The sequence below is a fragment of the Paenochrobactrum sp. BZR 201-1 genome (assembly GCF_044987585.2).
In the GTDB taxonomy this organism is placed as follows: domain Bacteria; phylum Pseudomonadota; class Alphaproteobacteria; order Rhizobiales; family Rhizobiaceae; genus Paenochrobactrum; species Paenochrobactrum pullorum.
Genome location: NZ_JBJDRZ020000005.1, coordinates 58,178 through 83,949, shown reverse-complemented (window position 1 = coordinate 83,949; position 25,772 = coordinate 58,178). Strand labels below are relative to the sequence as shown.

The 25,772-nt window shown below is 49.2% G+C and carries 23 protein-coding genes and 1 tRNA gene; 11 read left to right on the top strand and 13 right to left on the bottom strand.

Annotation, left to right across the window (positions count from 1 at the left end):
• Positions 1-42: 42 nt before the first annotated feature.
• The gene (locus ACI0FR_RS03115; protein ID WP_374829273.1) at positions 43-1,335 is read right to left on the bottom strand and encodes an NCS2 family permease; all 1,293 of its coding nucleotides are present in this window, start codon (positions 1,333-1,335) and stop codon (positions 43-45) included.
• Positions 1,336-1,983: 648 nt separating this feature from the next.
• Here ACI0FR_RS03115 and ACI0FR_RS03110 point away from each other — a divergent pair.
• Positions 1,984-2,433 (top strand): YcgN family cysteine cluster protein, encoded by a 450-nt coding sequence (locus tag ACI0FR_RS03110; RefSeq protein ID WP_374829271.1) that lies wholly within the window; start codon positions 1,984-1,986, stop codon positions 2,431-2,433.
• A gap of 143 nt (positions 2,434-2,576) precedes the next feature.
• Here ACI0FR_RS03110 and ACI0FR_RS03105 read toward each other — a convergent pair whose 3' ends face one another.
• Positions 2,577-3,347, bottom strand: a complete 771-nt coding sequence (locus tag ACI0FR_RS03105; RefSeq protein ID WP_374829269.1) for an SIMPL domain-containing protein — start codon at positions 3,345-3,347, stop codon at positions 2,577-2,579.
• A gap of 127 nt (positions 3,348-3,474) precedes the next feature.
• Between ACI0FR_RS03105 and ACI0FR_RS03100 the strand changes: the two genes are divergently transcribed.
• The 3 genes from ACI0FR_RS03100 (at position 3,475) to ACI0FR_RS03090 (ending at position 4,724) form a co-directional block, all read left to right on the top strand.
• A tRNA-Ile gene (locus tag ACI0FR_RS03100) sits at positions 3,475-3,551 on the top strand.
• Between the two features lie 285 nt (positions 3,552-3,836).
• Positions 3,837-4,250: a glycerol-3-phosphate cytidylyltransferase gene (gene tagD, locus ACI0FR_RS03095; protein ID WP_374829267.1), complete on the top strand. Its 414-nt coding sequence runs from the start codon at positions 3,837-3,839 to the stop codon at positions 4,248-4,250.
• Between the two features lie 81 nt (positions 4,251-4,331).
• Positions 4,332-4,724, top strand: a complete 393-nt coding sequence (locus ACI0FR_RS03090; RefSeq protein WP_374829265.1) for a VOC family protein — start codon at positions 4,332-4,334, stop codon at positions 4,722-4,724.
• Positions 4,725-4,734: 10 nt separating this feature from the next.
• On the opposite strand, the gene ACI0FR_RS03085 is transcribed toward ACI0FR_RS03090, so the two are convergent.
• Together ACI0FR_RS03085 and ACI0FR_RS03080 are read right to left on the bottom strand one after the other, a co-directional pair.
• On the bottom strand, positions 4,735-5,118 hold the full coding sequence (locus tag ACI0FR_RS03085) for a hypothetical protein (protein ID WP_374829263.1): 384 nt from the start codon (positions 5,116-5,118) through the stop codon (positions 4,735-4,737).
• 66 nt (positions 5,119-5,184) lie between these two features.
• Positions 5,185-6,858 carry a Na/Pi cotransporter family protein gene (locus tag ACI0FR_RS03080; protein WP_404906606.1) on the bottom strand — a complete coding sequence of 558 codons (1,674 nt, stop codon included), beginning with the start codon at positions 6,856-6,858 and terminating at the stop codon, positions 5,185-5,187.
• Positions 6,859-7,155: 297 nt separating this feature from the next.
• Here ACI0FR_RS03080 and ACI0FR_RS03075 point away from each other — a divergent pair, with 297 nt between their 5' ends.
• On the top strand, positions 7,156-8,157 hold the full coding sequence (locus ACI0FR_RS03075; RefSeq protein ID WP_374829257.1) for a LacI family DNA-binding transcriptional regulator: 1,002 nt from the start codon (positions 7,156-7,158) through the stop codon (positions 8,155-8,157).
• Positions 8,158-8,161: 4 nt separating this feature from the next.
• Here ACI0FR_RS03075 and ACI0FR_RS03070 read toward each other — a convergent pair whose 3' ends face one another.
• From ACI0FR_RS03070 to ACI0FR_RS03030, 9 genes are all read right to left on the bottom strand, one after another.
• The gene (locus tag ACI0FR_RS03070; RefSeq protein ID WP_404906608.1) at positions 8,162-9,811 is read right to left on the bottom strand and encodes a metallophosphoesterase family protein; all 1,650 of its coding nucleotides are present in this window, start codon (positions 9,809-9,811) and stop codon (positions 8,162-8,164) included.
• A gap of 34 nt (positions 9,812-9,845) precedes the next feature.
• Positions 9,846-10,463 carry a dual specificity protein phosphatase family protein gene (locus tag ACI0FR_RS03065; RefSeq protein ID WP_404906610.1) on the bottom strand — a complete coding sequence of 206 codons (618 nt, stop codon included), beginning with the start codon at positions 10,461-10,463 and terminating at the stop codon, positions 9,846-9,848.
• A 53-nt stretch (positions 10,464-10,516) separates the two neighbouring features.
• The gene (locus ACI0FR_RS03060; protein ID WP_374829251.1) at positions 10,517-11,353 is read right to left on the bottom strand and encodes an inositol monophosphatase family protein; all 837 of its coding nucleotides are present in this window, start codon (positions 11,351-11,353) and stop codon (positions 10,517-10,519) included.
• Positions 11,354-11,507: 154 nt separating this feature from the next.
• Positions 11,508-12,350 (bottom strand): inositol monophosphatase family protein, encoded by an 843-nt coding sequence (locus ACI0FR_RS03055; RefSeq protein ID WP_374829249.1) that lies wholly within the window; start codon positions 12,348-12,350, stop codon positions 11,508-11,510.
• 98 nt (positions 12,351-12,448) lie between these two features.
• On the bottom strand, positions 12,449-13,561 hold the full coding sequence (locus tag ACI0FR_RS03050; protein WP_404906611.1) for an ABC transporter substrate-binding protein: 1,113 nt from the start codon (positions 13,559-13,561) through the stop codon (positions 12,449-12,451).
• Between the two features lie 81 nt (positions 13,562-13,642).
• Complete coding sequence (locus ACI0FR_RS03045; protein ID WP_404906678.1) at positions 13,643-14,734, bottom strand: ABC transporter substrate-binding protein; 1,092 nt, start codon at positions 14,732-14,734, stop codon at positions 13,643-13,645.
• A gap of 158 nt (positions 14,735-14,892) precedes the next feature.
• Positions 14,893-16,071: an ABC transporter substrate-binding protein gene (locus ACI0FR_RS03040; protein WP_404906612.1), complete on the bottom strand. Its 1,179-nt coding sequence runs from the start codon at positions 16,069-16,071 to the stop codon at positions 14,893-14,895.
• Entirely contained in the window at positions 16,071-17,198 is a 1,128-nt protein-coding gene (locus ACI0FR_RS03035; RefSeq protein ID WP_404906613.1) for an ABC transporter ATP-binding protein, read from the bottom strand. The genes ACI0FR_RS03040 and ACI0FR_RS03035 overlap by 1 nt, the downstream gene beginning before the upstream one ends.
• A complete protein-coding gene (locus ACI0FR_RS03030; protein ID WP_374830463.1) occupies positions 17,198-18,949 on the bottom strand; it encodes an ABC transporter permease in 1,752 nt (583 codons plus the stop codon). Before ACI0FR_RS03030 ends, ACI0FR_RS03035 begins: the two co-directional genes overlap by 1 nt.
• 770 nt (positions 18,950-19,719) lie before the next feature.
• Between ACI0FR_RS03030 and ada the strand changes: the two genes are divergently transcribed.
• The 6 genes from ada (at position 19,720) to ACI0FR_RS03000 (ending at position 25,713) form a co-directional block, all read left to right on the top strand.
• Positions 19,720-20,805: a bifunctional DNA-binding transcriptional regulator/O6-methylguanine-DNA methyltransferase Ada gene (ada, locus tag ACI0FR_RS03025; RefSeq protein WP_404906614.1), complete on the top strand. Its 1,086-nt coding sequence runs from the start codon at positions 19,720-19,722 to the stop codon at positions 20,803-20,805.
• A gap of 210 nt (positions 20,806-21,015) precedes the next feature.
• A complete protein-coding gene (locus tag ACI0FR_RS03020) occupies positions 21,016-22,089 on the top strand; it encodes an ABC transporter substrate-binding protein (RefSeq protein WP_404906679.1) in 1,074 nt (357 codons plus the stop codon).
• Between the two features lies 1 nt (position 22,090).
• Positions 22,091-23,155, top strand: coding sequence for a FecCD family ABC transporter permease (locus ACI0FR_RS03015; protein WP_404906615.1), 1,065 nt, complete (start codon positions 22,091-22,093; stop codon positions 23,153-23,155).
• Entirely contained in the window at positions 23,152-23,910 is a 759-nt protein-coding gene (locus ACI0FR_RS03010) for an ABC transporter ATP-binding protein (protein WP_404906616.1), read from the top strand. The genes ACI0FR_RS03015 and ACI0FR_RS03010 overlap by 4 nt, the downstream gene beginning before the upstream one ends.
• Positions 23,907-25,214, top strand: a complete 1,308-nt coding sequence (locus ACI0FR_RS03005) for a hypothetical protein (protein WP_404906618.1) — start codon at positions 23,907-23,909, stop codon at positions 25,212-25,214. Before ACI0FR_RS03010 ends, ACI0FR_RS03005 begins: the two co-directional genes overlap by 4 nt.
• Positions 25,207-25,713, top strand: a complete 507-nt coding sequence (locus tag ACI0FR_RS03000) for a hypothetical protein (protein ID WP_404906619.1) — start codon at positions 25,207-25,209, stop codon at positions 25,711-25,713. The genes ACI0FR_RS03005 and ACI0FR_RS03000 overlap by 8 nt, the downstream gene beginning before the upstream one ends.
• The last annotated feature ends 59 nt before the right edge of the window (positions 25,714-25,772 follow it).

The window sequence follows — 25,772 nt, the reverse complement described above, 5'->3', positions numbered from 1 at the left end:
CAACTGACCGGCGGGGCTTTTTTATGATACTCTTAGCTGATCTTATTCAGCAAAGAAGGCGTAACGGATGACGAAGAGTGCAGCCACAATCCATGTCGCAGGATGCACGTCACGAGCCTTGCCGGTTGCAGTTTTCAGCACAACATAAGAAATGAAACCAAAAGCCAGACCGTTTGCAATGGAATATGTCAGCGGGATCGCCAGCACTGTCATTGCAGCCGAGCTTGCATTGGTGATATCATCCCAGTCGATTTCAGCCATTTCGCGCATCATCAAGCAAGCGACATAAATCAAAGCAGGCGCAGTAGCAACAGCAGGAACAGCTGAAGCAAGCGGCGAGATGAACAGAGCTGCGAGGAAGAGAACTGCAACAACAGCAGCTGTCAGACCTGTACGGCCACCAGCCTGCACACCGGCAGCGCTTTCGACATAAGCAGTGGTCGAGCTGGTACCGATCAGCGAACCACCGATAATGGCGGTGCTGTCAGCAAACAAAGCTTTGCTCAAGCGGTTCGGCTTGCCTTCAGGCATCAAACCAGCGCGCTTGGAAACACCGATCAGAGTACCGGTTGCGTCAAAAACTTCAACCAGAACAAAGACGATGATCACCTGAATGAAACCAACATGCAGAACACCCATGATATCGAGCTGCAAGAAGGTGGAGGTGATGCTTGGCGGTGCAGAGAAAATGCCGTTGAAAGTGCTTACGCCCAAAATCATCGACAGAACGGTAATTACCAAAATACCGATCAGGATCGAGCCACGAACTTTCATGGCGTCGAGGGCGGCAATGATGAAGAAGCCGAGAATTGCAAGCAATGTGCCGGTCTGGGTCAGGTCGCCGAGACCCACCAGAGTGGCTGGGTTGTCGACAACGATACCGGCGCTTTTGAGACCTACGAGACCAAGGAACAAACCGATACCGGCAGCAATGGCGCTGCGCAGCGACATCGGAATACCTTCAATCAACCAACGGCGCACACCGGTGACGGTCAAAAGCAGAAAGATGATACCCGAGATGAAAACCGCACCCAGTGCCTGCTGCCAGGTGAAACCCATGGCACCAACAACAGTGAAAGCGAAGAATGCGTTAAGCCCCATACCGGGAGCCATACCGATCGGCCAGTTTGCAACCAGCGCCATCACGATCGAACCGAGAGCAGCTGCCAAACAGGTTGCAACAAAAATCGCGTTTTTGTCCATACCGGTTGATGACAGAATGTCCGGATTAACGAACAGAATGTAAGACATAGTCAAGAACGTAGTTACACCGGCAATGACCTCTGTCCTAACCGATGTGCCGTGCTCCTTAAGCTTAAAAAGCTTTTCCAGCATATTAGCCTCCTGGCATATTTGCCCAATACAGTGCTAGAATATCATGCGCCTTTGCAGGCGTTATTTTATATATGACCCGTATTTCTTCATTGCCCTACTGTCAGTTCATACCGACTGGATCGAAACTTTGTCGAAATACTTCATCCCCAGCATTATATTCATTGAAACATTTGCTTGTTTGCATCTGAGCCAAGTGAGCTGCCGGTTAAGCCGCAGACAATCGCCACTGAAAATACCGATCACCTTATTGCCATGATTTTGCCATTATCAGATAGGTGCGTCTACGTAAATCAGTCTGAATGTGCTTTTGCCCGAGCGCTAGCCCCTTATTCCACAACTATTATTGAAACTGTTTAAGTTTTAGCCCGTCAATCGGCGCGCATGATGCCTTAATTGCCGCAGTAGACACTTTCTGCCGGAAATCCCAAGACTCACAGGCAGATTTTTGCTATAGTGTGTGCATGAGGATAAGCTCATAGTAATGAGCAGACCGTTTGATGTATTACTTATACATGAAACGGCTCTCCACCGATCATCCTTATAGCGGCATTGATTCAATGTCACGGCTCCTGTGAGCCTTCACAAAGCCATATCAGCCGCTATGCCGGATAATCATATAAACAATTGAAAAGTGATCCCGTCCTAAGCATGACCCAACAACCCTTCTGGCAACGAAAAACTCTTGAAGAAATGAACAGTGAAGAATGGGAAAGCCTGTGTGATGGTTGCGGCCAATGTTGCCTGCATAAATTGCGCGATTATGATACGGATGAAATTTATTTCACCACCGTTGGCTGCACTCTGCTCGACAACAATACCTGCCAGTGCTCGGACTATAAAAACCGTAAGAAAATCGTCCCTGATTGTATTTTCCTGACACCTGAAATTGTCAATGAAGTGGATTGGTTACCGCCGACCTGCGCTTATCTTCTGATATCACAAGGTCAGGATCTGGAATGGTGGCATCCACTTGTATCCGGCAGCTCTGAAACCGTGCATGAAGCGGGAATTTCTATGAAGGGAAAAATCACCGCTTACGACCATGAGATGAAGGAAGACGAAGATTATATTCCGCACATGGTTGGTGTGTCCGGCTGAAAGTCCCGGCAAGCGCAAATTGAAGTATCGCTGACACTGGGAAGCATTGGTATCAGCATTATTCTGCTGGCAATTTTTGGATAATAAAAAAGCCTGACCGGTATTGCACCAGTCAGGCTTCATTTTTAACTCGGATGAAAAGCTTATTGCTTCAGTTCAAAAGTCACGGTGACTGAAACATTATAGGTGTTTTCCCCGGCTGACATTGGCACCGAATCCGACTGTGCAGACGCTTCCATTGCGAGCATTTTGCCACGAGCCATTGGCACCGGCATCGGGCGACGGGATGTTTCGTTAATTTCCAGCACATCACCAAGGCCAACACCGGCAGCATCGGTCAGGGTTTTAGCTTTGGCAATCGCATCGGCAACTGCACGTTTACGTGCTTCAGTAATGGTTGCTGACGGATTGTCATTAACAAATGTGACATCACCACCCTGGTTGACACCAAGTGTCACGGATGTATCCAGAATATTGCCAAGCTTGCTCAAATCGCGCACACGTACGCTCAATGAATTGGAGACGGAATAGCCGGAGATTTTCGGCTGGGTCAGGCCGTTTTTGTCGTCAGGATAAATATAGCGTGGTTGAATATTAAAACCACCCGTTTGCAAATCGCGCGGCTCAACGCCTGCTTCTTGCATAGCGGAGAGAACTTTGTCCATCGCTTCATTGTTCTGGGTGAGCGCATCGCGCGCAGTATCTGCTTCACGCAAAACAGAGAGATTGAGGAGAGCCATGTCAGGCGCAACATTCATTTCACCTTCGCCGGTGACGGTAATACGGGAAGTTCTTTTTTTCATATGATTCTCTTGAGCGGCCGCTGAAGCGGGTAATACGCTGACAAGCGCACTGCCTGCGACTGCGGTGAGTGACAATGATGCTATCAAAAAGACTTTCGCGCGTGTTGTCATAGTGTCTCCTGTGGGAAAATTGGTTTCAGTTTTTAAGTTTTACAATTGATTATGTGCTGATTAGGGCAATTGTTACAAATGCCAGCTTGTCTAACATATTTTTTTCGGTTAGGTCAGTTGTTGCGTGGGGCCTGTAGCTCAATTGGTCAGAGCCGGCGGCTCATAACCGCTTGGTTGGGGGTTCGAGTCCCTCCGGGCCCACCATTTTCCATTATAAATCAAGCCGGATATGATTATATCATCGATCATTCTTTTAGCCGCAGCAAAAGAATGGAATGTTAAAAAATGTCTTTCAGCATAATACTTAAGATCATCCGATTTATAATTTTTATACAAATCGAAAAACATTACACTCGTGCAGAAAAGTTCATCCATCCAACTTTTTAATAACTATGGCCATGTAGTTTTATAATAATATGTATGTTATATGACAACAATCATCTTTTTTAAAAAAGATCGCCCGGCCGGCAGTAATCAATTGGAACAGAGATGAACAAACATGATTCACCCAAAACTGTCCTGACCTACGGGACTTTTGATATTTTTCATGCAGGCCATGTCAATATCCTCAGGCGTGCGCGTCAATTTGGTGAAAAACTGATTGTTGCTGTTTCAACCGACGAATTTAATGCAATCAAAGGCAAGAAGTCTCTTTTCAGCTATGAAGAGCGCAAGCTGATTGTTGAAACATCCAAATTTGTAGATCTGGTTATTCCTGAAGAAAATTGGGAACAAAAAATTCACGATGTTCAGCGCTACAATATTTCCACTTTTGTGATGGGACATGACTGGAAAGGCAAATTTGACTTTCTTAAACCCTATTGCAACGTTGTCTATCTTGATCGAACACCGGTTATTTCTTCATCTTATTATAAAGAAGCCATTCAAACCGCTGTGGCCTGAACAGATATCATTTAAAAGATTTCTCACTTATCTAAGCTTCTATTACAATAATTTATGTCGTGCAGCAGCAAGGAAAAGTCCATGAAATTTGGCTACACCATCATCTACGTTCCTGATGTTGCCGCATCCTTGCAGTTTTTCTCCAATGCTTTCGGCTTCAAAATCCGCTTTCTTCATGAAAGCGGCGATTACGGTGAATTGGAAACCGGTGAGACAACTCTCGCCTTTGCCAATGTGGAACTTGCCGATACAAATTTCAAAACAGGCATTGTCGCTGCCCACACTTCCGCCAAACCATTAGGGATGGAAGTCGCATTTGTGACCGATGATGTCGCAAAAGCTCACGCAAAAGCAATTGCCGCCGGTGCGCAGGAATTGGCCGCGCCAAAACAAAAACCTTGGGGCCAGACCGTTTCTTATTTGCAGAGCCAAGACGGTACTTTGATCGAATTATGTACGCCAGTCGGCAGCTAAAGCGGTTTTATCAACGATCGTCCAGATGAAACTTATGCAGGATGCGGTGCACAACAGGTGCGCAAAGAAAACTGACCGAGGCCAGAAAAAATAGATTGGCATAAAGACCAAAAATGCCGATGAATAATTTACCGCTCAGGCTATCCGGCATTTGTACAATACCAAAGCCACCAAGCAAAAACGCCGAATGCACAATCGCATTTTCCAGGGTGGTACCTTCAAAATACAAAAGCCCTGCTGCGCCGATCAAAACCGACAGCGCCAATATGCCCAGTACCCACGAAAAATGCTTCAATAAACGTGCCGCAAAGGCAGCTTTTGACAATAACTTATCACTTGCCCGTTCGTACATGGCTTTCCCGCGACCAAACCACCCTTTAACCACCCCTTCCATGATAGCGCCTTACAGCATAAGAAAAGCTTAATTAAAGCAGATACAAGCTTGATCGCTTTGATTGCATCAAGCCAGCAAATCTGCCGGTTTGTCTTCAACAATCCGCAAGCGGCTTTCTCTAAGCGAACCGCTCTGTTGCAAAAGCGGATAAGCAACTGACGCAAAATGTGCGTTGACACGTTTTAAGTCCCGCAAAATATCCATATGAAGGCTGCTGGTTTCAATCGCTGCCGCATTCCCCGCCCGCACCCGATCAAGATGGCGCTCGGCCGAAACAGTTTCCACCGCGCGGACAGCAGTTTTGGCAATCACTAATTGGCGCGCCAATGCTTCATCGCGTGAAAGAAAAATTGCCTGTGCAAGGGTTAAATTTTCTAAGGTTTTTTCATAAAAACCAGTTAACTCAGCCAAACCTTCGGACGAAAAATGTAACCGGTTACGATTTTTCTTCAAGGCGGTTTCGGCCAGCCCTGCATCAATAATATCGCCTGTATGCTCCAGATTTATAACGTAACTGAGGATTTCCTGAGCACGCAGATTTTCTGACTCATCAAGATCTGTGCGATCAATGCGTGCCACATACATTTTTATCGCCTCATGACGCTCATCGACCTCGGCTTCGATTTCAGCGATCTGACGGCAGGCATCTGTGCCGGACCCACGCAATGCCTCCAGACTTTTTTCCAGCATTTGATTGACAAGATCACCCACCCGCAATGTTTCACGCGCAGCCACCGCCAGTGCCATGCTTGGTATCTCCAGCAAATGATCATCAAGATAGGAGGACGTCACCTCATCATTGCCGGCATTTTTGGGCATCAACAATTCTGTTAAAGCCCCCACCGGTGCAAGAAGCGGTAAGAACAAAACAAGCAGTGCAATGTTAAAAAATAAATGCGCATAAATCGGCAATTGTGACGCATCGCTTAAAAAGCCGGTCAGCAATTCTGCCAAAGGTTTGGCCATGATCAACAAAGCCAGCGCCCCGAAAGCACGCACTAAAAGATTGGAAAAAGCAAGCCTTCGGGCTTCCAGTCCCTCACCTGTCACAGCCAATAAAGGCGGAACCGCACCACCCACATTGGCGCCCGCCACCAGTGCAAGCCCAAGCGCGGGCGTGATGATCGCAGCCTTTGCCAACAGCATCACAAAGATGACCACAGCCAGACTTGAAGAACCTAAAATTGCCAGACCTGCAGCAAAAATCAACGCAAAAAGCGGCGCATCGTCAAGCGCGGACAGAAGCGTTGCAATCATTGATGAATGACGCAGCGGCTCTGTCACCCCAGACATCAATTGCAAAGCCAGCAACATTAAACCCAAACCCAGGACCGCACGGCCAACGCCTTTGCCCATCGTGCTTTGCCGGTTGGAAAAAATGAAAACGCCCAGAAAAATAAACACGCTTGCCAGCCAATGGACATTCATCGACAAAATAATCGCCGCAATGGCAGTGCCGACATTCGCCCCCAGCATGACTGCTTGCCCCATCCGCGGGCTCAGTAAATTTTTACCGGCAAAAGATGCTGTAATTACCGCTGTCGCCGTGCTGGATTGCAACAAAAGTGTAGCGACAAACCCTGAAAAAGCCGCCTGCACGCGATTTTTTGTGGCTCTGGCAATCCACTGTCGCAACATCGGGCCAAAAGCACGCATGACACCGGTTTTTATCAGACGCAAACCCCAAAACAGCAAAGCGGCAGCGCCGAGCAAATCAATCAGCTGAATTGTTGGTTGCATCTTTTTGTCCTTCCCTCATGACCATGCGTGCAGCTAACTAATCTGGCATTTTTTGCACAGCTGTGCAATGAAAGATAAAACGCCGGCTCAACTTATTTTCAGCACCGTTAAAAACCAGTTGTGAATGAAAATTTCAGCGCATAAAGCCTTATAAAACGATAGAGTGACGCCTTGTCATACAAATGAAGCATAGCTGATGCAAAAGAGAAGAATTATAAAAATCAAACGTCTGATTGTGCTTCACCTTTTAATGATTTTGTGCAACCGTGCACAGTGATAAATAACCGGAAATTGCCCTTGTCAAAACCACCCCGCATGCCCATCAGTGCCCAAAGAGTTGCAGAACGTGCAGGTGTCTCTCGCTCTGCTGTTTCACGAACCTTCACCAAAGGGGCAAGTGTTTCCGAAGCTACCCGTCTTAAAGTTTTAAAAGCAGCTGATGAGCTTGGCTATCACGTCAACCATCTGGCGCGCGGCCTGATCCGCCATCAGTCCGGCATTGTATGTCTGATCATTGCTGAAATTAATACGCCCTATCAATCCAGTTTTCTGGAGGCTGCCACCCGTCACCTGCAAGCAATCGGCAAAGTAGTGATGGTGCTCAACACCTCGGGCGAGCATCATGCCATTGAAAATGCATTACGCCAGACCCTCAATTATCGTGCCGATGCCACTGTTGTCGTCTCCGGCAGCCCTTCCCGCTCACTGGTGGAAACCTGCATCAATAACGGCCAGCGTGTTATCATGATCAATCGTGACGACCTGCCGGAAGGCACCGAGCAAATCATGGTTGATAATGCGGCTGCGACTGAACAAGCCCTTTTGATGCTGCAACGCGCCGGCTGCAAAGATTTAACCCTCGTAAGTTCAACCGCCGGCACCGCAAGTATTGTGTTACGCGAGCAATCATTCATCAAAGCTGCCGGTGAAATTGGTCTGTCGGTCAATCTTTGTCGTGCAGGGCCTACCGGTTATGCCACAGGCATAGAAGCAGCACGCCTAGTGCTGGCGTCACCCAAACGCCCTGACGGCGTTTTTTGTGTAACCGATTTGTTGGCGCTTGGTTTTATGGATGCTGCCAAGCGTGATTTTTCGCTTAATGTGCCGCAAGACCTATGCATCATCGGCTTTGACGATATTCCGCAAGCCAGTTGGCAATCCTATGAACTGACCACTTTCCGCCAGCCTTTGGAGGAAATGGCGCTTGCCATTGCCACCAGCCTGCATGACAATACCAGTCTGCCGCCGCAGATTAAATTCCCGCTGCAAACGGTTTGGCGACGTTCTGTCCGGCCTTGAAGTTTTAAATTCGGCTCAAATCCAGCACACAATCACGGGTCGGCAGACGCTCGCTATAAGCCTGCATGATCTCCAGCACCATTTTAAATTTTTGCGCCAATGGCGCGTCATCAATGGTTGCAGCTTGCGTCATCCAACTTTGATAAAGCGCCATTCGTGAAGGCGGAATAAAAGCAAACGCCAGATCAGCCGCTTTACGTAATCGGTACCAATCCTGACAAAAGACCATCAATGGCAAATCATCACCCCTGAAATTCTTGCTCTGCCCCCAAAGCAAATGCGCCAATCCGGCAAAGCTGTTGGTTTCAACAAATGCCCTCATATCCTGCGGCCATTCACGTGGAAAATAACGTGCTTCCACCAGATCGCATAAATGGCGATCCATAAAGGTGCCGAAATCAGGCGCTTCGGCTGCCTGATTAAGCGGCTCCCCAAGCTTTGCTGCCTCCCGATGATAGGCTGAAAAAGCCACATCAAAACCGGATGCATCCGCCAGCGACAGCGTTCGCATATGCACTTTCACACCATCTAGCTCCAGCATTTTCATTGCTGGCGCAAAACCGACAGTCGAGGGCACTGCGATATTGTAAAAACCTTGCACTCCATCATGAAAATAAGCAGTATCATTGACATGCAAATGACCGGAAAGATGAAAGCCCACACCGGTGGCCGTAAATTTTTGTGCCACATCTGCGCCCGGATCACGTCGTGCCAATCCAACAGAGCCGAAAAGTGCGCGCTCTTTCACAGCCGTTCCCGCCAGCGGATCGAGTGCCGGATAATGCGAAAAGGCAATCAATGTCTTGCCTTGTTCTTGCGCACGTCTGGCGACATCCTGCATCCATGTCAGCAAATAAGGTCGTGATTGCAGCAAGGTCGGCCAACCGCCATTGGTCGGGTCTATAAATGAGGATGGGTCGCTAAAATCCGTTGCATCCTTTTTAGGCACGCAAATATTGACGTCCAAAGATAAGATCCAAAGCCCTTCAACCGGCTCAACCAGATATGAAGCATCCAGCAACGCGCACTCACGTGCATCATCAACGCTTCTCACTACATGATAGCGACTGGCATAATCAGGATTGAGCCCGAAGGGCGTCTCCCAATAAATATCGCGCACATCCGGCATAAAACCAAGATCAGGCATCAGACGCAATGCTTCTTCCGTGCCAATTGTCGCCATTTCCGCGATCGATAAAGCATCATCGCCAGCCTCAACCGGCGCACTATCCAAGACAATGCGCGCACCATCGTTACCGATAAATTCTTTGCGTTGCGGACGGCCGTGAAGCGCATAAAAATCATGATTTCCCGGTGTCGCAAAATAACGAAGGTCAAAGCGGGACGCATAATCGCGCAGCATAGCCAATGCCGCTTCAATATTGTGGCGCTGACCATCATCGGTCAGATCACCCGGAATGATCACAAGTTTGGCACCCTCATTCACCGCCTTGTCCAAAGCCGCACGTAAAGCCGGTGCGCTTTCATTAAAAACACGGGTAGAATTAACCGTATCTTGATAGCTACGGCAAGCGCGCTTCAGGTCGGAACCCTGCGGTTGCCATTCAGTGTCATGAAAATGCGGATCGGCAATCACAGCAATACGAAACATCAAACGACCTTTGAAACGGACAAAAGAAGTGCCTAAAAACATGGCACCTGCGACCAGCAGATGCCATCAACATCATTCAAAGATTAGCGGCAATATCATCTTCAATCATACGCGCCCAGCGAGCGGTGCGTTCTGCGGCTTCAATCAACATCGGTTTTGGGGTTTCATGCCATTCATCCGGATGCAGTTCGCGCTTGCGACGCACATGGTTGATGGCATCTTCCAATGTCGGAAACTCTTCACGTAATTGCATATGCAAATAAAGGGCGACCAGCACGACCGAACGCGAACGACCCGCACGACAATTGACCAGCACATTGCCGCGTTCACGCATTGGATAAGAAGCTTTTTCGGGCAAAATCTGATCGAGCGCGCCTTTCAGCTGAAAATAACCGGCCAACATCATGGTTTGCGGATTTCCCGGCCCGTCAACAATGCCCAGCTTGTAATAACGGATTGGTGCTGCACCAAACTCCACACCCATCGTGGCATCAGCTGCCGCTTCACCGACATAATTGAAATCCAGATTAACCGCGCAATTGAGCACGGTCGTGATGCCATGCTCCTTTAAAAGTGCAACATTAGACGCACCTTCCCGACCACCGACATATAGATCAACTCCATAGCCCGGCAGATTTTTATAAATCGGGCTAATCACTGGGCGATCATAGTGACGTGTTGGTTTATCAGTCATATCTTACACTTATCCCTTATTCGAATGAAAAGCAGTTTCAAAAAACCGCTCTGTTAGTTCTGCTTTAAAAGGTCGGCACTTTCGAGAATTTCAATGCGGCTGGCCTTGGAGAGATAATCAGCAACCGCAGGTGTTACAGCCAGCACCGGTGCCCCCTTCATCAAACCATCAAGCGACAGAAATGGCCCCGTTACACCGCCCGCTTCACGCACAAGCAAAAGGCCCGCCAGACAATCCCATGAATTCATGTGCAACTCGGCGTAACCATCACTGCGCCCGTCTGCCACATATGCCAAGGCCAGCGCACCCGATGCACCACGGCGTACATTGCTGCCTGCGTTTAAAAGATCGGTCAAAGTACGCAAATAATGCTCCTGCGGCACTCGGTTCGACCAACCAAGTTCAAAACTGGTCGCGCTGATATTGCTTGTCGCAGACACATGAATCGGCTGGCCGTTTTTAAACGCGCCCTGCCCCTTGCGGGCAAAATAAATTTCATCCAGTGCCGGATTGATAATGACACCAAACTGCACCTCACCTTGCGCAATAAAAGCAATGGAAATGCAAAAATGCGGGATGGAGCGGGCAAAATTGGCGGTGCCGTCAATCGGATCGACCACCCATGCAATATTTCCCGGTGTACCACCGGTTTCTTCACCTAAAAAACCATCATCGGGAAAGTTTGCAGCCAAGTGTTCTTTAATGTGGCGCTCCACATTGCCATCTGTTTCAGTCAAAAAATCCTGCGGCCCTTTCATCGAAAAAGGTTGTCCTTGTTGGCGCTGAAAACCTTCCAGTGCCAATGCTGCCGCACTTTGTGCCAGTTGGATGCAAAAATCGGCACGGTGATCAATCGCAACCTGATCAAGATGATGAACTGTAACAGTCATGGATAAGAAACTTTCAATGCATGAGGCTTGATAAAGCGATAGATTGCACAAGTGTGCATTTTAATTTTCAAGGTAATTATACTAATCTATCGCCTATAAACCTTGTTATGAATATTAAATCAACGCGACGAATTGCACAGCTTTGCAATTAATATTACGGAGCACTTCTTTGTGCTGCAATTTCTTCCGCGATACGTGTGAGAACCGGATAATCAGCACCTTGACCGGTGGCAATATAAGCAGGCATTTCAAAAATACGCTGATGCTCATTGTGCCCGCTCAAGTCAAACGGCCGGTAAGATCCGCCGGCTTTTTGTACGATCAAAATGGCCGCAGTTACATCCCACGGGTTCACACTAAAACCCGCCGCCGCATCCACCCAACCAGCGGCCACATGGGCAAGGCTCAAAGCTGCACTGCCCGGACGGCGCACGGTCGCATAAGTTTTGGTCAGTTCACCAAAGCGTGCCAGTGCCCGCTCATCGCCATCAATATCGAAATCGCGATTGACCGGATAACCGGTAATCAGCACCGCATGTTTTTCTTGCGCCACACCTCGGCTTTGCATGGGGCACCCGTTCAATGTCGCGCCTTCTGTCGTCGCTTCGAACAAATTGCCTGTTACCGGATCAAGAATGGCACCGGCGACAATTTCATCACCAATTACAGCACCCACAGAGATGCACCAAAAAGCGAGCCCGCGGGCAAAGTTGGCAGTCCCGTCAATCGGATCAACATACCAATGCACTTCACCATCGCCGGTCGAGCCGCCTTCTTCACCCATAAATGTGGAATCCGGCACCTCTTTAAAGACAAGCTCGCGGATCATCGCTTCAGCACGCCGGTCATGTACGGTCACCGGATCATGGCGATCCCGTTTAAAATCCACATCCATCTGTGAGCGGAAAGCGGCCAGAAGTGGCTCTTTCACCTTCTCCACTGCCTTGCGTGCAGTTTCGCCCAGCAACCGGCTTTTGCCCATTTGAAGTGCACTCATGATCTTTCCTCCGGCCTTCAGGCTTTGTCTTATTTGTGCCTCCGCGCTGCCTGCTCTCACATTGTCCCGCAAGCAGCGCGGCGATATCCATCTTTTCGTTATTTTTTATAATTAACGCGCCAGAAATCCTGCCAGTCCTGACGGGCATCCCAATCATCAAGTGCCGTTGCCGGATTATAGCTGAGTACCTGATCCACATAAGCGTTGATGCCTGACGGTTCGTCATCCGGCAGTTTGACCGTTGTGTTAGTTGAAATTTTTCCGTCTTCTGCCTGCGGGGCTATGCCCTCAGCAGTCAGCGCATAACGCATGAAAAGCTTCGCGGCATTCGGGCTGTTCGAACCACTCATAATCATACCGGCGCCGGAATTCATAAAGCCGATAAACGGATCAATGCCATGACAAAGGCCAAGTGAATATCCGGCCTGATCATTATCGCGGAACTTTGCCGATGCAATGATACCTACAAACGGATCTTTTTGACCGGGTGCTGCAACGGCCTGTGCTGCGGCTGCATCTGCATCGGTCAACAATGGCGCATTGGCCGCAACGGCGGCAACCCATGCCTCTGTCGCAGTTTCAAAATTGGTTTCCAGCGGCTTGCCATAATGCTTCTCATAGGCCGCTTTAATGGCATCATCATTATAGCTGCGCATCTGGTTAAACCAGTCGGTATAAGATGGCTTGCCGAGCGGATCCTGCATGGCAAGCTTGCCTTTCCATTCTGGTTCGGTCAGCTGCCAGATATTGGTGATCGGGCATTTGTCATAAAGCTTGGTATTATAGGCCAGCACATTGGCGCTGTTGACCACGATCAGCGGGTTCTGGAATTGCTCCGGTACATCGCCTTTAAGATCTTCCGGCATCCATGATTGGGCAAATTTCATCGGAATGAGCTGCGCCACGGCAGCAGGCACATCGGAGATGATCGACACATCACCGCGCACATTACCGGACTGTGCTTCACGGATAATCATTTCCAGCTGTGCGGTGGCTTTCACCTTTTGGCCGACAGCTTTGACACCATAAAGCTTGCTAAAATTATCAGCCATTTCAACAATACGACCCGTACTGTCATAGACATTGATCGGCTCTTCTTTGCGTGCGGCTTCAATCAGGGCATCCAGATCAAATTCCTCTGCAATGACTGCCGAAGCGCCGCTGATACCAAGCATGACACCTGTCATCAGTGCTAAAATTTGCTTTTTCATCGTGTTATCCTTCACTAAATGCCGGGGTATTTGGGTGCATCTTCCGGCAGACGATTGATCGGAATTAACTGTCACACCTGTTTAACGGCGGTAATTTACTCGCCAAAAATCCTGCCAGTCCTGCCGTTGATCCCAATCTTCAAGCCCTGAAGCGGATTGATAAGGAAATAATTTATCAAACACATCAGCGACCCCTGACGGTTCATTCGCAGGCATTGAAATTGTTTTATTGGTAGGAAATTTCCCGTCTGCCATCTGAGGGGCAATGCCTTCTTCAGTCAGCAAATAATGGATAAACAACCGTGCTGCATTCGGGCTGCGGCTTTCTTTGGCAATAAGTGCCAGTTTTGTATATGTCCAGCCCACCCAAGGGTTAAGCTCTTTACATAAACCAAGCTTATAACCCTTGTCCGCATTATCACGAAACTTGGCGGAGCTAAGCAAACCGACAAAGGGTTTTGCCTGATCAGGTGCGCCGACAGCTTCCGAAACACGATCATCAGCATCGGCAACCAACGGACCATTCGCTGCAAAAGCAGCAAGCCATTCAGCCGCTGCCGTTTTCTGGCTGAGCACCAATGGTTTGCCATAATAATCCTGATAAGCTTGTGCAATTTTATCATTGCCGTAAGTCGCCAGCTGATTGAACCAATCAGTGTAAGTACCCTTCGACAGCGGGTCGACGACAGCAACCAGCCCCTTCCACTCAGGCTCAGCCAGCTGCCAGATATTCTTAATCGGGCATGTTTCATGGGCTTGCGTATTATAAACCCATAAATTCACATTGACTGAAATAGCCAATGGGTTTTGATAAATCTGCGGAATATCCGATGCCATATCAGACGGAAGATAGCTCTCCAACACATGTGTCGGTAATAATTGCGCAATAGCCGCCGGTGTATCAGTAAGCAAGGCGACATCACCCTTGACATTCTTTGCCTGGTTTTCCCTGATCAGCATTTCAAGCTGATTATTGGCAGAGACTTTCTGTCCGGTGGCCTGCACACCGTATTTGGCAGAAAAAGCATTCGCCATATCAACGATCTTGCCGGTGCTGTCATAGATCGTAATCGGGTCTTCCTTGCGGGCAGCCTCAATCATCGCATCCAGATCAAATGTTTCTGCCTTCACAACAATAGCACCGGTTGAAGCCAGCAACAGGCCGGCCAGCATAGCCGTCAGATATTTTTTCATACGCACTCCCCTCCCTTAGTGGTTGTTATCAGCGTGCTCATATTTTTGGTGTTCCCCAATATATGTTTTTAAGAGACACGCCCCGTTCAAAAACTACTATGTTGCGGTCGCCCGACCAACGACAGCCGAATTTACAATCATCGGCGATAGTTCATCCGCCAGATATCCTGCCAGTCCTGACGGCGATCGAGGTCGCTGATGGAAGACGCGGAATCCCACGGCATCATCTGCCCCATCATGGATGTGATTTTGGAAGGTTCATCAGCCGGCATCTCAATGCGTGGGTCGGTCGGCGTTTTGCCATCCGCCAATTGCGGCTCCATGCCTTCTTGCGACAGCAGATAATTGATAAAGAGTTTGGCTGTATTCGGGCTCTTGGTGCCGCTGGCAATCACTGCCAAACCCGGATAAAGCACACCCGAAAACGGCTTCATATCCGGACAGATCGTCAGGCTGTAATTTTTGTCTTTATTGTCGCGAAATTTCGCCACCGAAATGATACCGAAGAATGGCTTTTCCTGACCGGGCGCACCGATAGCACCGGAAACACCCGATGAATCTGCCACCAGCGGCGCATTGGCGGCAAATGCCTTGACCCAAGCTTCTGTTGCACTGCCTTGTGCCGCATCAAACGGCTTGCCGTAATGGGATTCATAAGCTTTAGCCATTGCCGCATCATGATGGGTTTCCAGCTGGTTGAACCAATCCGGATAGGTTGGTTTTTCCAACGGATCCATCAGACTGACCAGTTGCGACCATTCCGGATCTGTTAACTGCCACACATTGGTGACTGGGCAGGACGAATAAACTTCACTATTATAAGCCCAAACATGTACATCATTAACAAAAGCCAGCGGGTCTTTAGCGGCTTCCGGTAAAACTTCTGCCAAACCATCCGGCAAATAGGTTTCCACAATGTTTTTTGGTGCCAGCTCAGCTGCAATGGTTGCTACGTCTGCCCCCAGAGATACAGAACCCAGCACACTGCCTGCCTGATGCTCACGGATCAGCAATTCCACCTGACCGGCTTCATTGACCTTTTTGCCCGTTACATTCAGATCATATTTTTTGCTGAAAGCCTGTGCCGTATCCACAATTTTGCCGGTGACGGCATAAACCGTCATGGCAGGTTCGGATTTCGCGGCCTCAAGCATTTTTTTTGTGACCGTCTCCTGCCCGTCAGCGGCATAAGCACCACATACAGACAATGCAAACAAACCTGCACCAGACAATAATAAACGCATGGAAATCTCCACTGTAAAACCCCGATAATCAGCGGCAGAGCAGATTACCCTGCCGCTGTGCTCAGTTGTCATCAAGCTGCCAGACGAAAGAACTGATCGGCTTCACCCAAACGTTGACCATTATGGTCAAACACATGCAGTTCTTCCGGCTTCACATAAAACCGCACGGCTTCATTGATGTTGAGTTTCGGCGCTTCTGTCGTGGTGGTGAAAATGGTTTTTCCCTGACAGCGCAGTTCGATAATCCAGCTGCCGCCTGTCGGCAGAATGCCGGTCACCAGCGCTTCTGCGACGAAAGCGTCGGCTGGTACCTCACAATGGCTGCGTACAATCTGAATAGCCTCAGGCCGCAAACCCAGTGAACCAATCAGTGCGTTTTGCCCCAGTTTTTGCTGTAAAAAGGCAAGCGCATATTGATCAACCGGACTATCCAGTCTGCCGCCAAGTTCAAAAATATTAATCGGCGGGCTACCAACAAACTCAGCAACAAAGCGGTTGGCCGGACGATCATAAATATCGTTTGGTGTGCCCATTTGTTGCAATGTGCCTTCATTCATCACCGCAATGGTGGTGGCCAAAGTCATCGCTTCCCACTGATCGTGAGTGACGAAAACAATCGTCGTTTTGAACTCTTCATGAATGCGCTTCAATTCGGCGCGCATTTCCAGACGCAAACGCGCATCCAAGTTTGAAAGAGGCTCATCAAGCAACAACACACCCGGATTAACCGCAAGCATACGGGCAAGTGCTACACGTTGCTGCTGACCGCCGGAAAGCTGGGACGGGAAGCGGTCGCGATATTTTTCAATATCCAGCGCTTTCATCACCTTGGTGACGCGTTCTTCGCGCTCGGCTTTCGGTACTTTACGCAGACGCAAACCGAAATCGGTATTGCGCTCGATGGTCAGATGCGGCCAAAGCGCATAGCTTTGGAACACTAGCCCCATTTCACGCCGTTCAGGACCTACAAAAACGCCGCGCTGAACGGAATCGACGACGCGTTCGCCGACTCTGATCTCGCCACCGGAGAGGTTCTCCAAACCTGCGATCATACGCAAGGTTGTGGTTTTACCACAGCCGGATGGCCCGAGCAGGCACATGAACTCGCCGTCACCAATTTCCAGATTTAAATCTGAAACAGCATTTGGCGATCCTGCACCGTAGTTTTTCTGCGCATTTTCCAGAATAATTGCAGGCATCAGCTTCCCAGTCCTTCAGCAAGATTAGTTTTTGTCAGTTTTTGTGCCGCCAGCGTACCAAAATAAGCAATGGCAGCGATGATCAGCACAACACCATTAGCGGCTTGCGTGTAGTGATAGTCGATCAGGCGCATGGAGAAGGTTGTCAGCACGTCTGTGCTTGGAACCGCCAGCATGACAAAGAGGCTCAACCCCTTGATGCCTGAGATAAACGGCAGCAAAATACCGGTGACCAGCGAACCTTTCTGGATCGGAATTACCACCCAGCTCATCCGTCGGAACCAACCGGCACCGACGATCTGGGCGGCTTCTTCCGGATCTTTACCAAGCTGCATCATGGCAGAAATACCGGCACGCGATGCGTAAGGCATCTGGTCAGCCATGAGAGCAAGGATCAAGATCAGCGAGGTGCCGTAAAGTGCTGGTATTGGTCCGCGTTGCACTGCAAAGAGCGACAAATAAGCCGCCGCAAAAGCAATACCCGGCACAAGATAAGGCATGAAGGTGACTTGACGCAGGAAGATCGACAGCGGCCTGACAGGGGTGCGTACCACCACATAGCCAACGAGAATTCCAAGCAAACCGGAGCAAACCGATGCCAGACCAACAATCCACAGCGTATTGAAGGCGGCTTTCCACAGTTCAGGGCTCAACAAAATACCGGTGCGCATGGCGATAGTCGGCAGATCCACGCCAATCCAATAATCCAGCGTAAAATTTGACCAGACAAAACTTGCCGGCACACGCATGATGGTGGAGAGCAGCAATGTCAGCAAAGGCAGGCCAACGCTGAACAAGAAGATGAGAGCCGCAAAACCGGTGGCCGGAATGCGCCAACTGCCAAGGCGGGACGGACGGTTCATCGCGCCCTTACCACCGACGGTGACAAAACGGCGGGCTTCACGCACTAAACGCGCATCAATCAAAATTGTGATAATACCGATCAGCATGATCGCACCGGCCAGAACACCGGCCACACCAGTTTGACGCGAGCCGATCGAGCGGTAAAGCGATGTGGCCAGCACATCAAATTTAACCGGCAGACCAAGCACGTAAGCCACACCAAATTCACCCAAGCATTTGGCAAAGATCAATACCATTGCCGACATCAGCGCCGGACGCATCAGCGGCAAAATCACCTGCATAGCAACGGTGCGGCCACCGGCACCCAAAATACGGGCAGAATCTTCCAGCTGGCTGTCAAAACGGCGCAGTGCCGAGCCAAACAACAAAATGACAAAAGGCGTGTAATGCAGCGCCAGAATGATAGTGATCGGGAACTGTCCATAAGCCAGCCAATCCGGCGGCGAAAAACCCAAATGCTCGAACCAGCCCGGCTGACCGCCAACAGTACGGTTTTTAAATAATGTTGTCCATGCAAGAGCAAATGTCCAGGCCGGCAGCATATAGGGTACGATCAGCGCAGTGGCAAACCAGCGACGCGCAAACATATCGGTGCGGCTCAATAGCCAACCCAAAATGCCGCCGATCGCCATGGAAAGCACAATGGCACCAGCAGAAACCATCAATGTATTGCGCAGCGGCTCCCAGAACAGATCGACTGCTACCGGCGAGCTAAAAGCACGCTTGAGATAATAAAGTGTGCCACTTCCAAGCTCGGAACCAATGCGACGCTCATCACCGAACTGAACGGTGACGGAATCCATCAGGATGGAAATTATCGGAACAACGATAAGATAAGTAAATAATAAGGCTGCCAGAATGCCAACCAACGTTGTCGGTTCGCGCATGGCAACCTTGGCCTGATAGCGCAGTTTCTTCCAACGGCTGATATTACCATCTGATCTTTGGGAGCCAGATTGAATATTTACATAGTCGGGTGCAGCCATCAGCTCACACCATGCGAATACGATAATGCGCAAGCTCCGCCACACTGTGCATCACACATTGTACCCTCCCCTGATAGTCCTTTTACCGGTGCACAATATTGCAAAGCGAAAAAACCCCGCAATCCGACCCCGTTATGTTCCTCCAATGGCAGCAAATCTTGACGATCAGCCACCTCCTCACCATCAAGCCTCGTTTGAATTGAGAATGAAGTCAACAGTTTTCTTGCACAGCTGTGCAAAAAAACTGTTGCATCAAATTTGACGAGTATGGCTGCACGTTTTTCAACATAAATGCCATCTAGCAATATTAAGTAACATTGATATGACAAATACAGAATTTCTGAATAAAAAAATAAAAAACATAATAATTACAAATTGTTAGAAAAAAAATATTCTAGCAAGAACAAATACTGAATATAAACCACACCAGATCTCGCGCCAATCAAGCAGTCATATTCAAAGAAAAGAGTACACCCTGCTTCTCTCTCAAATATTACATAAAAAATGCAATTCTATGCACGCGTGGGACATTTTTAAACGTTACCAAACACACTGGATTAAAGCTGCTTTACCTGCATCTGATCGGATGCAACAGAATTTAAAAGCAAGAATCAGGATGCAGCGAATGCCGGTTAGTTCTATGAAGGTATAGACAATATGAGGCAAGTTTCATGACCAGAACCGATAAAAAATTACCCGTTGCCCCTATAACAATTGAAGATGATCCGCGCTGGCTCAAGATCATGAACAGAGACAAGACCGCAAAAGATTTCGTTTTTGCAGTTGAAACAACCGGCATTTACTGTTTGCCCTGTTGCCCTGCGCGCCGTCCTCATCCCGAAAATATCAGCTTCTATGATACACCCGCGCAAGCAGAAGCTGCGGGCTTTCGTGCCTGTAAGCGCTGCAAACCCGCTCAGGCAGAGGCTGCCGACAAATTAACGATTGCAATTGAAAAAGCCTGCCGACTGGTTGAACAATCAGAAGAGAATATCCCACTGGCTGAACTGGCAAAATCGGTTGGATTAAGCCCGTTTTATTTCCAGCGGCAGTTTAAAACCCTGACCGGCCTGACGCCAAAACGCTATGCGCAGAACTATCGTGCCGACCGCATACGTGAGGCGTTATCGAATGAGAATAACAACGTCACTCAAGCCATTTATGATGCCGGTTTTCAATCATCAAGCCAATTTTACCACCATGCTGACGACATGCTTGGCATGAGCCCGACAGCTTTTAAAAAAGGTGGTAAGAACATGGACATCCAATTTGCAGTTGCTGAATGCTCATTAGGCTCCGTACTCATTGCCGCAACATCAAAAGGCATTTGCGCGGTTACACTTGGCGACGATCCGGAAGAATTGGTGCAAAATCTGCAAGATCGTTTTCCGCAGGCAAGGCTCAGCGGCGGCGATGCCGGTTTTAATATGCATATTGCTGCCGTGATCGCCCATATTGAAAATCCGGCACAAAAATTTGAATTGCCGCTTGATATTCAAGGCACAGTTTTTCAACAAAAAGTCTGGCAAGCTTTACGCAACATTCCAAGCGGTAAAACCACCAGCTATTCCGATCTGGCCAACCGTATCGGTCAGCCCTCTGCCAGCCGCGCTGTGGCCGGTGCTTGTGGCGCCAATAAAATAGCCGTCATCATCCCCTGTCACCGCGTTATACGCAATGATGGTGGCCTTTCAGGCTATCGTTGGGGCGTTGAACGTAAACGTGCGTTGCTCCTTAAAGAACAACAAAACCGCTAGCTAAAACCTGATTTAAGCACTCCACATTAAACTTGACACAGATACTCATCATTTTGTATTAGCTCAAAGTTGTAAGCGTGGTTTTGTTTGTCATTCAACAAAACCACCCGGATATGTTTCCCGCTGCGTTTCTCAGGCAAAATCCTCCCAAATTTTGTTTGACACCTGACCAGCAACCTTTGAGGTCGTATCGTGTTGAAGAACGCCAAGATGCTTGCCGCCACCGTCTCTGTTGCCCTTATTTCGCTCACTGCATCAAGCGCAGCAGCAGAACCCATTGTTTTAAAAGATCAGGGCGGGCGCACCGTCACCTTATCCAAACCAGCCGAACGTATCGCCTCCATTCCCATCCCGATGGCCTCCACCATCATTTCGATTGATGGCGGCACTTCCAAACTGGTGGGTATGAACCCGACGGCAAAATCAGCGATTATGGAAGGTATCTTGGGCAAGATATTCCCTGAAGCCAAAGAGATTCCGTCCGATATTACCGCACCAAACTTCATTCCCAATATTGAAGAGCTTGCCGCCACCAATCCTGATCTGGTGATCCAGTGGGCAGATTATGGCGCGGATCTGGTTGATCCGCTGACCAATGCGGGCTTGAATGTGGCGCTTATTTCTTATGGCACCGAAGAAAAAGCGCGCTACTACCAAAACATGGTCGCAACCGCTATCGGCAAGCCGGAACGCGCCGCGCTGATCAATGGCTGGCGTGATGAAGTTGCCAACGAAATGGCAGCAAAAACCAAAGATATTGCCACCGATAAACGTCCTAAAGTGCTTTATCTTGGTCGCTCGATGGAAAACCTCACAGCATCCGGCAATGAAGGCAATTATAACGCATGGTATATTGATTTGACCGGCGGCATTAATGCGTCTGCCGATGTCAAAGGTAATGGCACCACCATCAGCCCTGAACAGATCGCCGAATGGAACCCTGACGTTATCCTGCTCAACAGCTTTGAAGCCAAGCTTGGCCTTGACCGTGTCATGAATGATCCGATCCTGTCGCTGACCAAAGCCGCACAGGATAAAAAAGTTTATAAACTGCCGCTTGGTGGTTATCGCTGGGATCCGCCAAGTCAGGAAAGCCCGCTGACATGGATGTGGCTGGCCAATCTTCTTCATCCTGATCTCTTCCAATATGATCTTCGCGATGAAATGAAGAAAGCTTATAAAACCCTTTATAATTATGACCTGACTGATGCCGATATTGACGGCATTTTGTGGATGGACATGCAGGGCGCCACCACCAATTACGCCCAATTTGCGAGCAAATAATATGAGCTCTGTTTCGACAGAAGCCATGACAAATACGATACGCCGTCATCAGACGGCGTATCGGGTTGGCAGCTTCGGGCTGATGATTGCCGGTCTTGTTGCAGTCATGCTTTTTTCGATGTGTGCCGGTCGTTTTTCCGTCAGTCCCCAACGTATTTTAGAAATTTTAACCCATAGTCTTTTTAATCCATCTGCCTCACCCGAAACGATGGATGAGCGCATCGTGCTGCTGGTGCGTTTGCCTCGCGTGCTGCTGGCAGCCATTTCCGGTGCGGCCCTTGCTGTGGGTGGCGCAGCTTTACAAGGCGTGTTTCGCAACCCGCTTGTATCCCCTCAAATTCTGGGCATCAGCCAAGGTGCAGCTTTTGGCGGCGCATTAGCCATTTTCTTCGGTCTTTCCGGCATCATACTGCTCGGCATGGCTTTTTCATTAGGGCTTGTTGCGCTCATCATTGTTGGCGCATTGGCACGTATTAATGGCCGTACCGAAGTTATCACCGTTATCTTGTCCGGCACCATTATCGGTGCGCTTTTTGCCGCCCTTGTTTCCATCGTACAGTTTCTGGCCGATCCGAATACTTCGCTTCCCGCCATTGTCTATTGGTTGATGGGCTCTTTCTCCACCGCCACATGGGCACGCTTGGGCTTGGCTGTTCCCGGCATGGCTATCGGTCTGCTTATTATCTATATGCTGCGCTATCGCCTCAACCTGCTGGCATTGGAAGAAAGCGAAGCACGTTCGCTTGGTGTTAATCCTGACAAAGAGCGCTGGATTATTTTTGCCGCCATCTCCTTGATGACGGGTACATCTGTCGCGGTTGCAGGCATTATCGGCTGGATCGGCCTTGTTGTGCCACATGCAGCACGTATTATTGTTGGTGACGATCACCGTGCATTGATCCCTGCATCCGCCATTCTAGGTGCTGCCTATCTCACCTTTATCGACACATTGGCGCGCACATTAACAGCGGCAGAAATTCCGCTTGGCGTATTGACGGCACTCATTGGTGCGCCGGTTTTTGCAGTCCTTCTGCGCCGTCATTTCAGCGAGGCAAACCGCACATGATCGGCCTGGAAGCTGCATCCGTTGTTTTTGGCAAACGGACATTATTTCAAAATATCAATTTTAGCGTACCGGTAGGGCGTTCCCTCGCTATTCTTGGCCCCAATGGCCGTGGTAAAACCACTTTGCTGCGTGCGCTGCTTGGCTTTCAAGCTTTGCATCAAGGTGCGCGCCATGCGCCTAAAATTGCCGGTTATGTGCCCCAACATGGTGCATCGCAGGCAAAACTCTCCGGCCTTGAAGTTGTCACGATGGGCAGAGCTGCTCATTTAGGTTTGTTCGGGCAACCAAGTCAGCAAGACCGTGAATTTGCCTATCAGGCAATGGAAGAAGTGGGGGCCTGCGCATTAGCGGAATTACGCTACGACCGCATGTCAGGTGGCCAGCGCCAATTGGTGCTGATCGCGCGCGCCCTTGCCACCGGATCGCCTGTGCTGGTTTTTGACGAACCTACTTCCGCGCTTGATCTGGGCAATCAGGATAAAACCCTCAAACTTCTCGATACATTACGCCGCAAGCGTGAATATGCGATTATTTTCACCACCCATGATCCAAACCATGCGCTGGCTGCCGCCGACGATGTTTTGCTGATGCTGCCTGAGGGCCGCGAAGAACATGGCCAAGTCGGCGATATGATTGTGCCGGAAAAACTGGCCGAACTTTATGGTGTACCGATGCGCTGGGTTGATGTCAGCGGCCCAAATGAAGAAGCGCGCAAAGCCATTCTCCCCGCTTTTGCCGGAAAAGAAGCAGCATGAGTGTCATTTATTTAAAATCCGCTTTTGGCGATGTTTCACCCATTATCCGTCAAGCCGCAGATAAAGGCCTTGTCACCATTGTTGAACAGGCTGATTTTGATGCGCAGATATTGGCGCAACATCAGGGGTTGATCACTGGCCAGCAATGCGACCAGAATGTTCTGTTGCGGCTTAAACCTGCCCTCGAAACATTCATGGATAAAGGCGGCCGATGGTTTTTTAACGGCCATATTGTGCGCCCATTTTTGGATGGTTTGCATCAATATCAGCCAATTTTTGCACCAAAACGTGCCGATTTTGATCTCAATTCGCTCAATTTTCACCCGATTTTTGCAGAAATTGACCTCAAAAAGCTCGAAACCAACAAAAATGTTGCCGGTTTTTACGGTCGTGGCTGCAATCCTTTGCCGGAAAATGCGGTAGCGATAAATGGACTTGGCGCAAAATTTGTACCCGTCGATTGGGTTTGGCACCGTGCCAAAGGCGGCAAGTTTTTTTCCCATTCCGGCAATGATCTGGCGTCAATGGGGCTTGAATGGGGGCTCGCTCCTTTATTGAGTGAACGCATTTTGGATTGGGTATTGGGCGGCGCTTGTCTTGAGGAAAGCACATCACATTTTCAGCAGCCGCATGCTGATCTGCCACTGGCCAAAGCACAAAATTATCAGGGTGCAAGGTTGCGCGACAAGGCAAATGCGCCACGCATCGTCGTGCCTTCAAGCGGCAATTATTATCATATTCACAGCCTTGAAGGTGAGGCTTACACTGACGCTTTTGATGTGATCACCACACCGGAAGAGCTTGGTTCAGTTCTCGCCCCAACCGACATTCTCTGGGTTCCATGCCGCACACCGGCCCAAAGAATGAGCGCGCAAAAGCCTGTTGTTGCTAAACATTTGGAAAACGGCGGCACGGTCATTGCCTTAGGTGAAAGCCGTTCAGACCTATGGCTTGACCATATCAATTTTCACGAGACACCGACCAATTGGTGGTGGTGGCTGGACGAACAAGCTGATCTTGGTGTGAGGATTACCGCGCCTGAACATCCTTTGATGCAAAATATGGTGGCCCAAGATGTGACATGGCATTTGCATGGCTGGTTCGAGCCGCCGACAAGTGCTGACATTCTGGTGCGTGATGGTGACAACCGCCCTGTCCTTTATGTAGATGATGTATCAACCAATGGACGAATGATCATCTCCTCCCTTGATCCGATGTTCCACCATGGCTCGCATTTCATGCCTGCCACCACCCGTTTTTTAGATCGTTTCATCCCTAATCTGAAAGCCATAACCCATGCATGACACCATTTCTGTTGCCGAGAACGGCATGACGCTGACTTTCTCATTTTATGATATCAACACCTATCACGGTGGCGGTTTTCCAGGTGGCGTGACCCACGCACTCAAAGCAATGCAGGCAGCTTTTGCTTTGTTTGATAAGCCAATCGAACGCCGTGAAATTAACATCACCACCGCTTTTTCCGGCCCCGGTGGCCGCGATTGCATGGAAATGGTCACTCGCGCCCTCACAGATAACCGCCTGACGATCGACAAATCTTTGGGCGGCAGCAATGTTATCGACGATTTTCCGGGGCCCTATGTCTGGCGCTTTACCTATCGCGATAAAACCGTTGAAGCTGTGATCAAGGCTGGCCATGTCAGGGAAGAATTTGTCCGCCTTGGAGCCAAAGCGGATAAAACGCCGAAAGAAATCGCGCATCTGGAAGATCTGAAAGCCGAAATGGCCAACCGTCTTTTACCACTGCCAGCGAATGAAATTTATGCCACCCGTATTCTTTAAAAACAAAAAAAGCGGCGCATCAAATAATACGCCGCTTTTTTTAATAGGTTCAGTGTTGG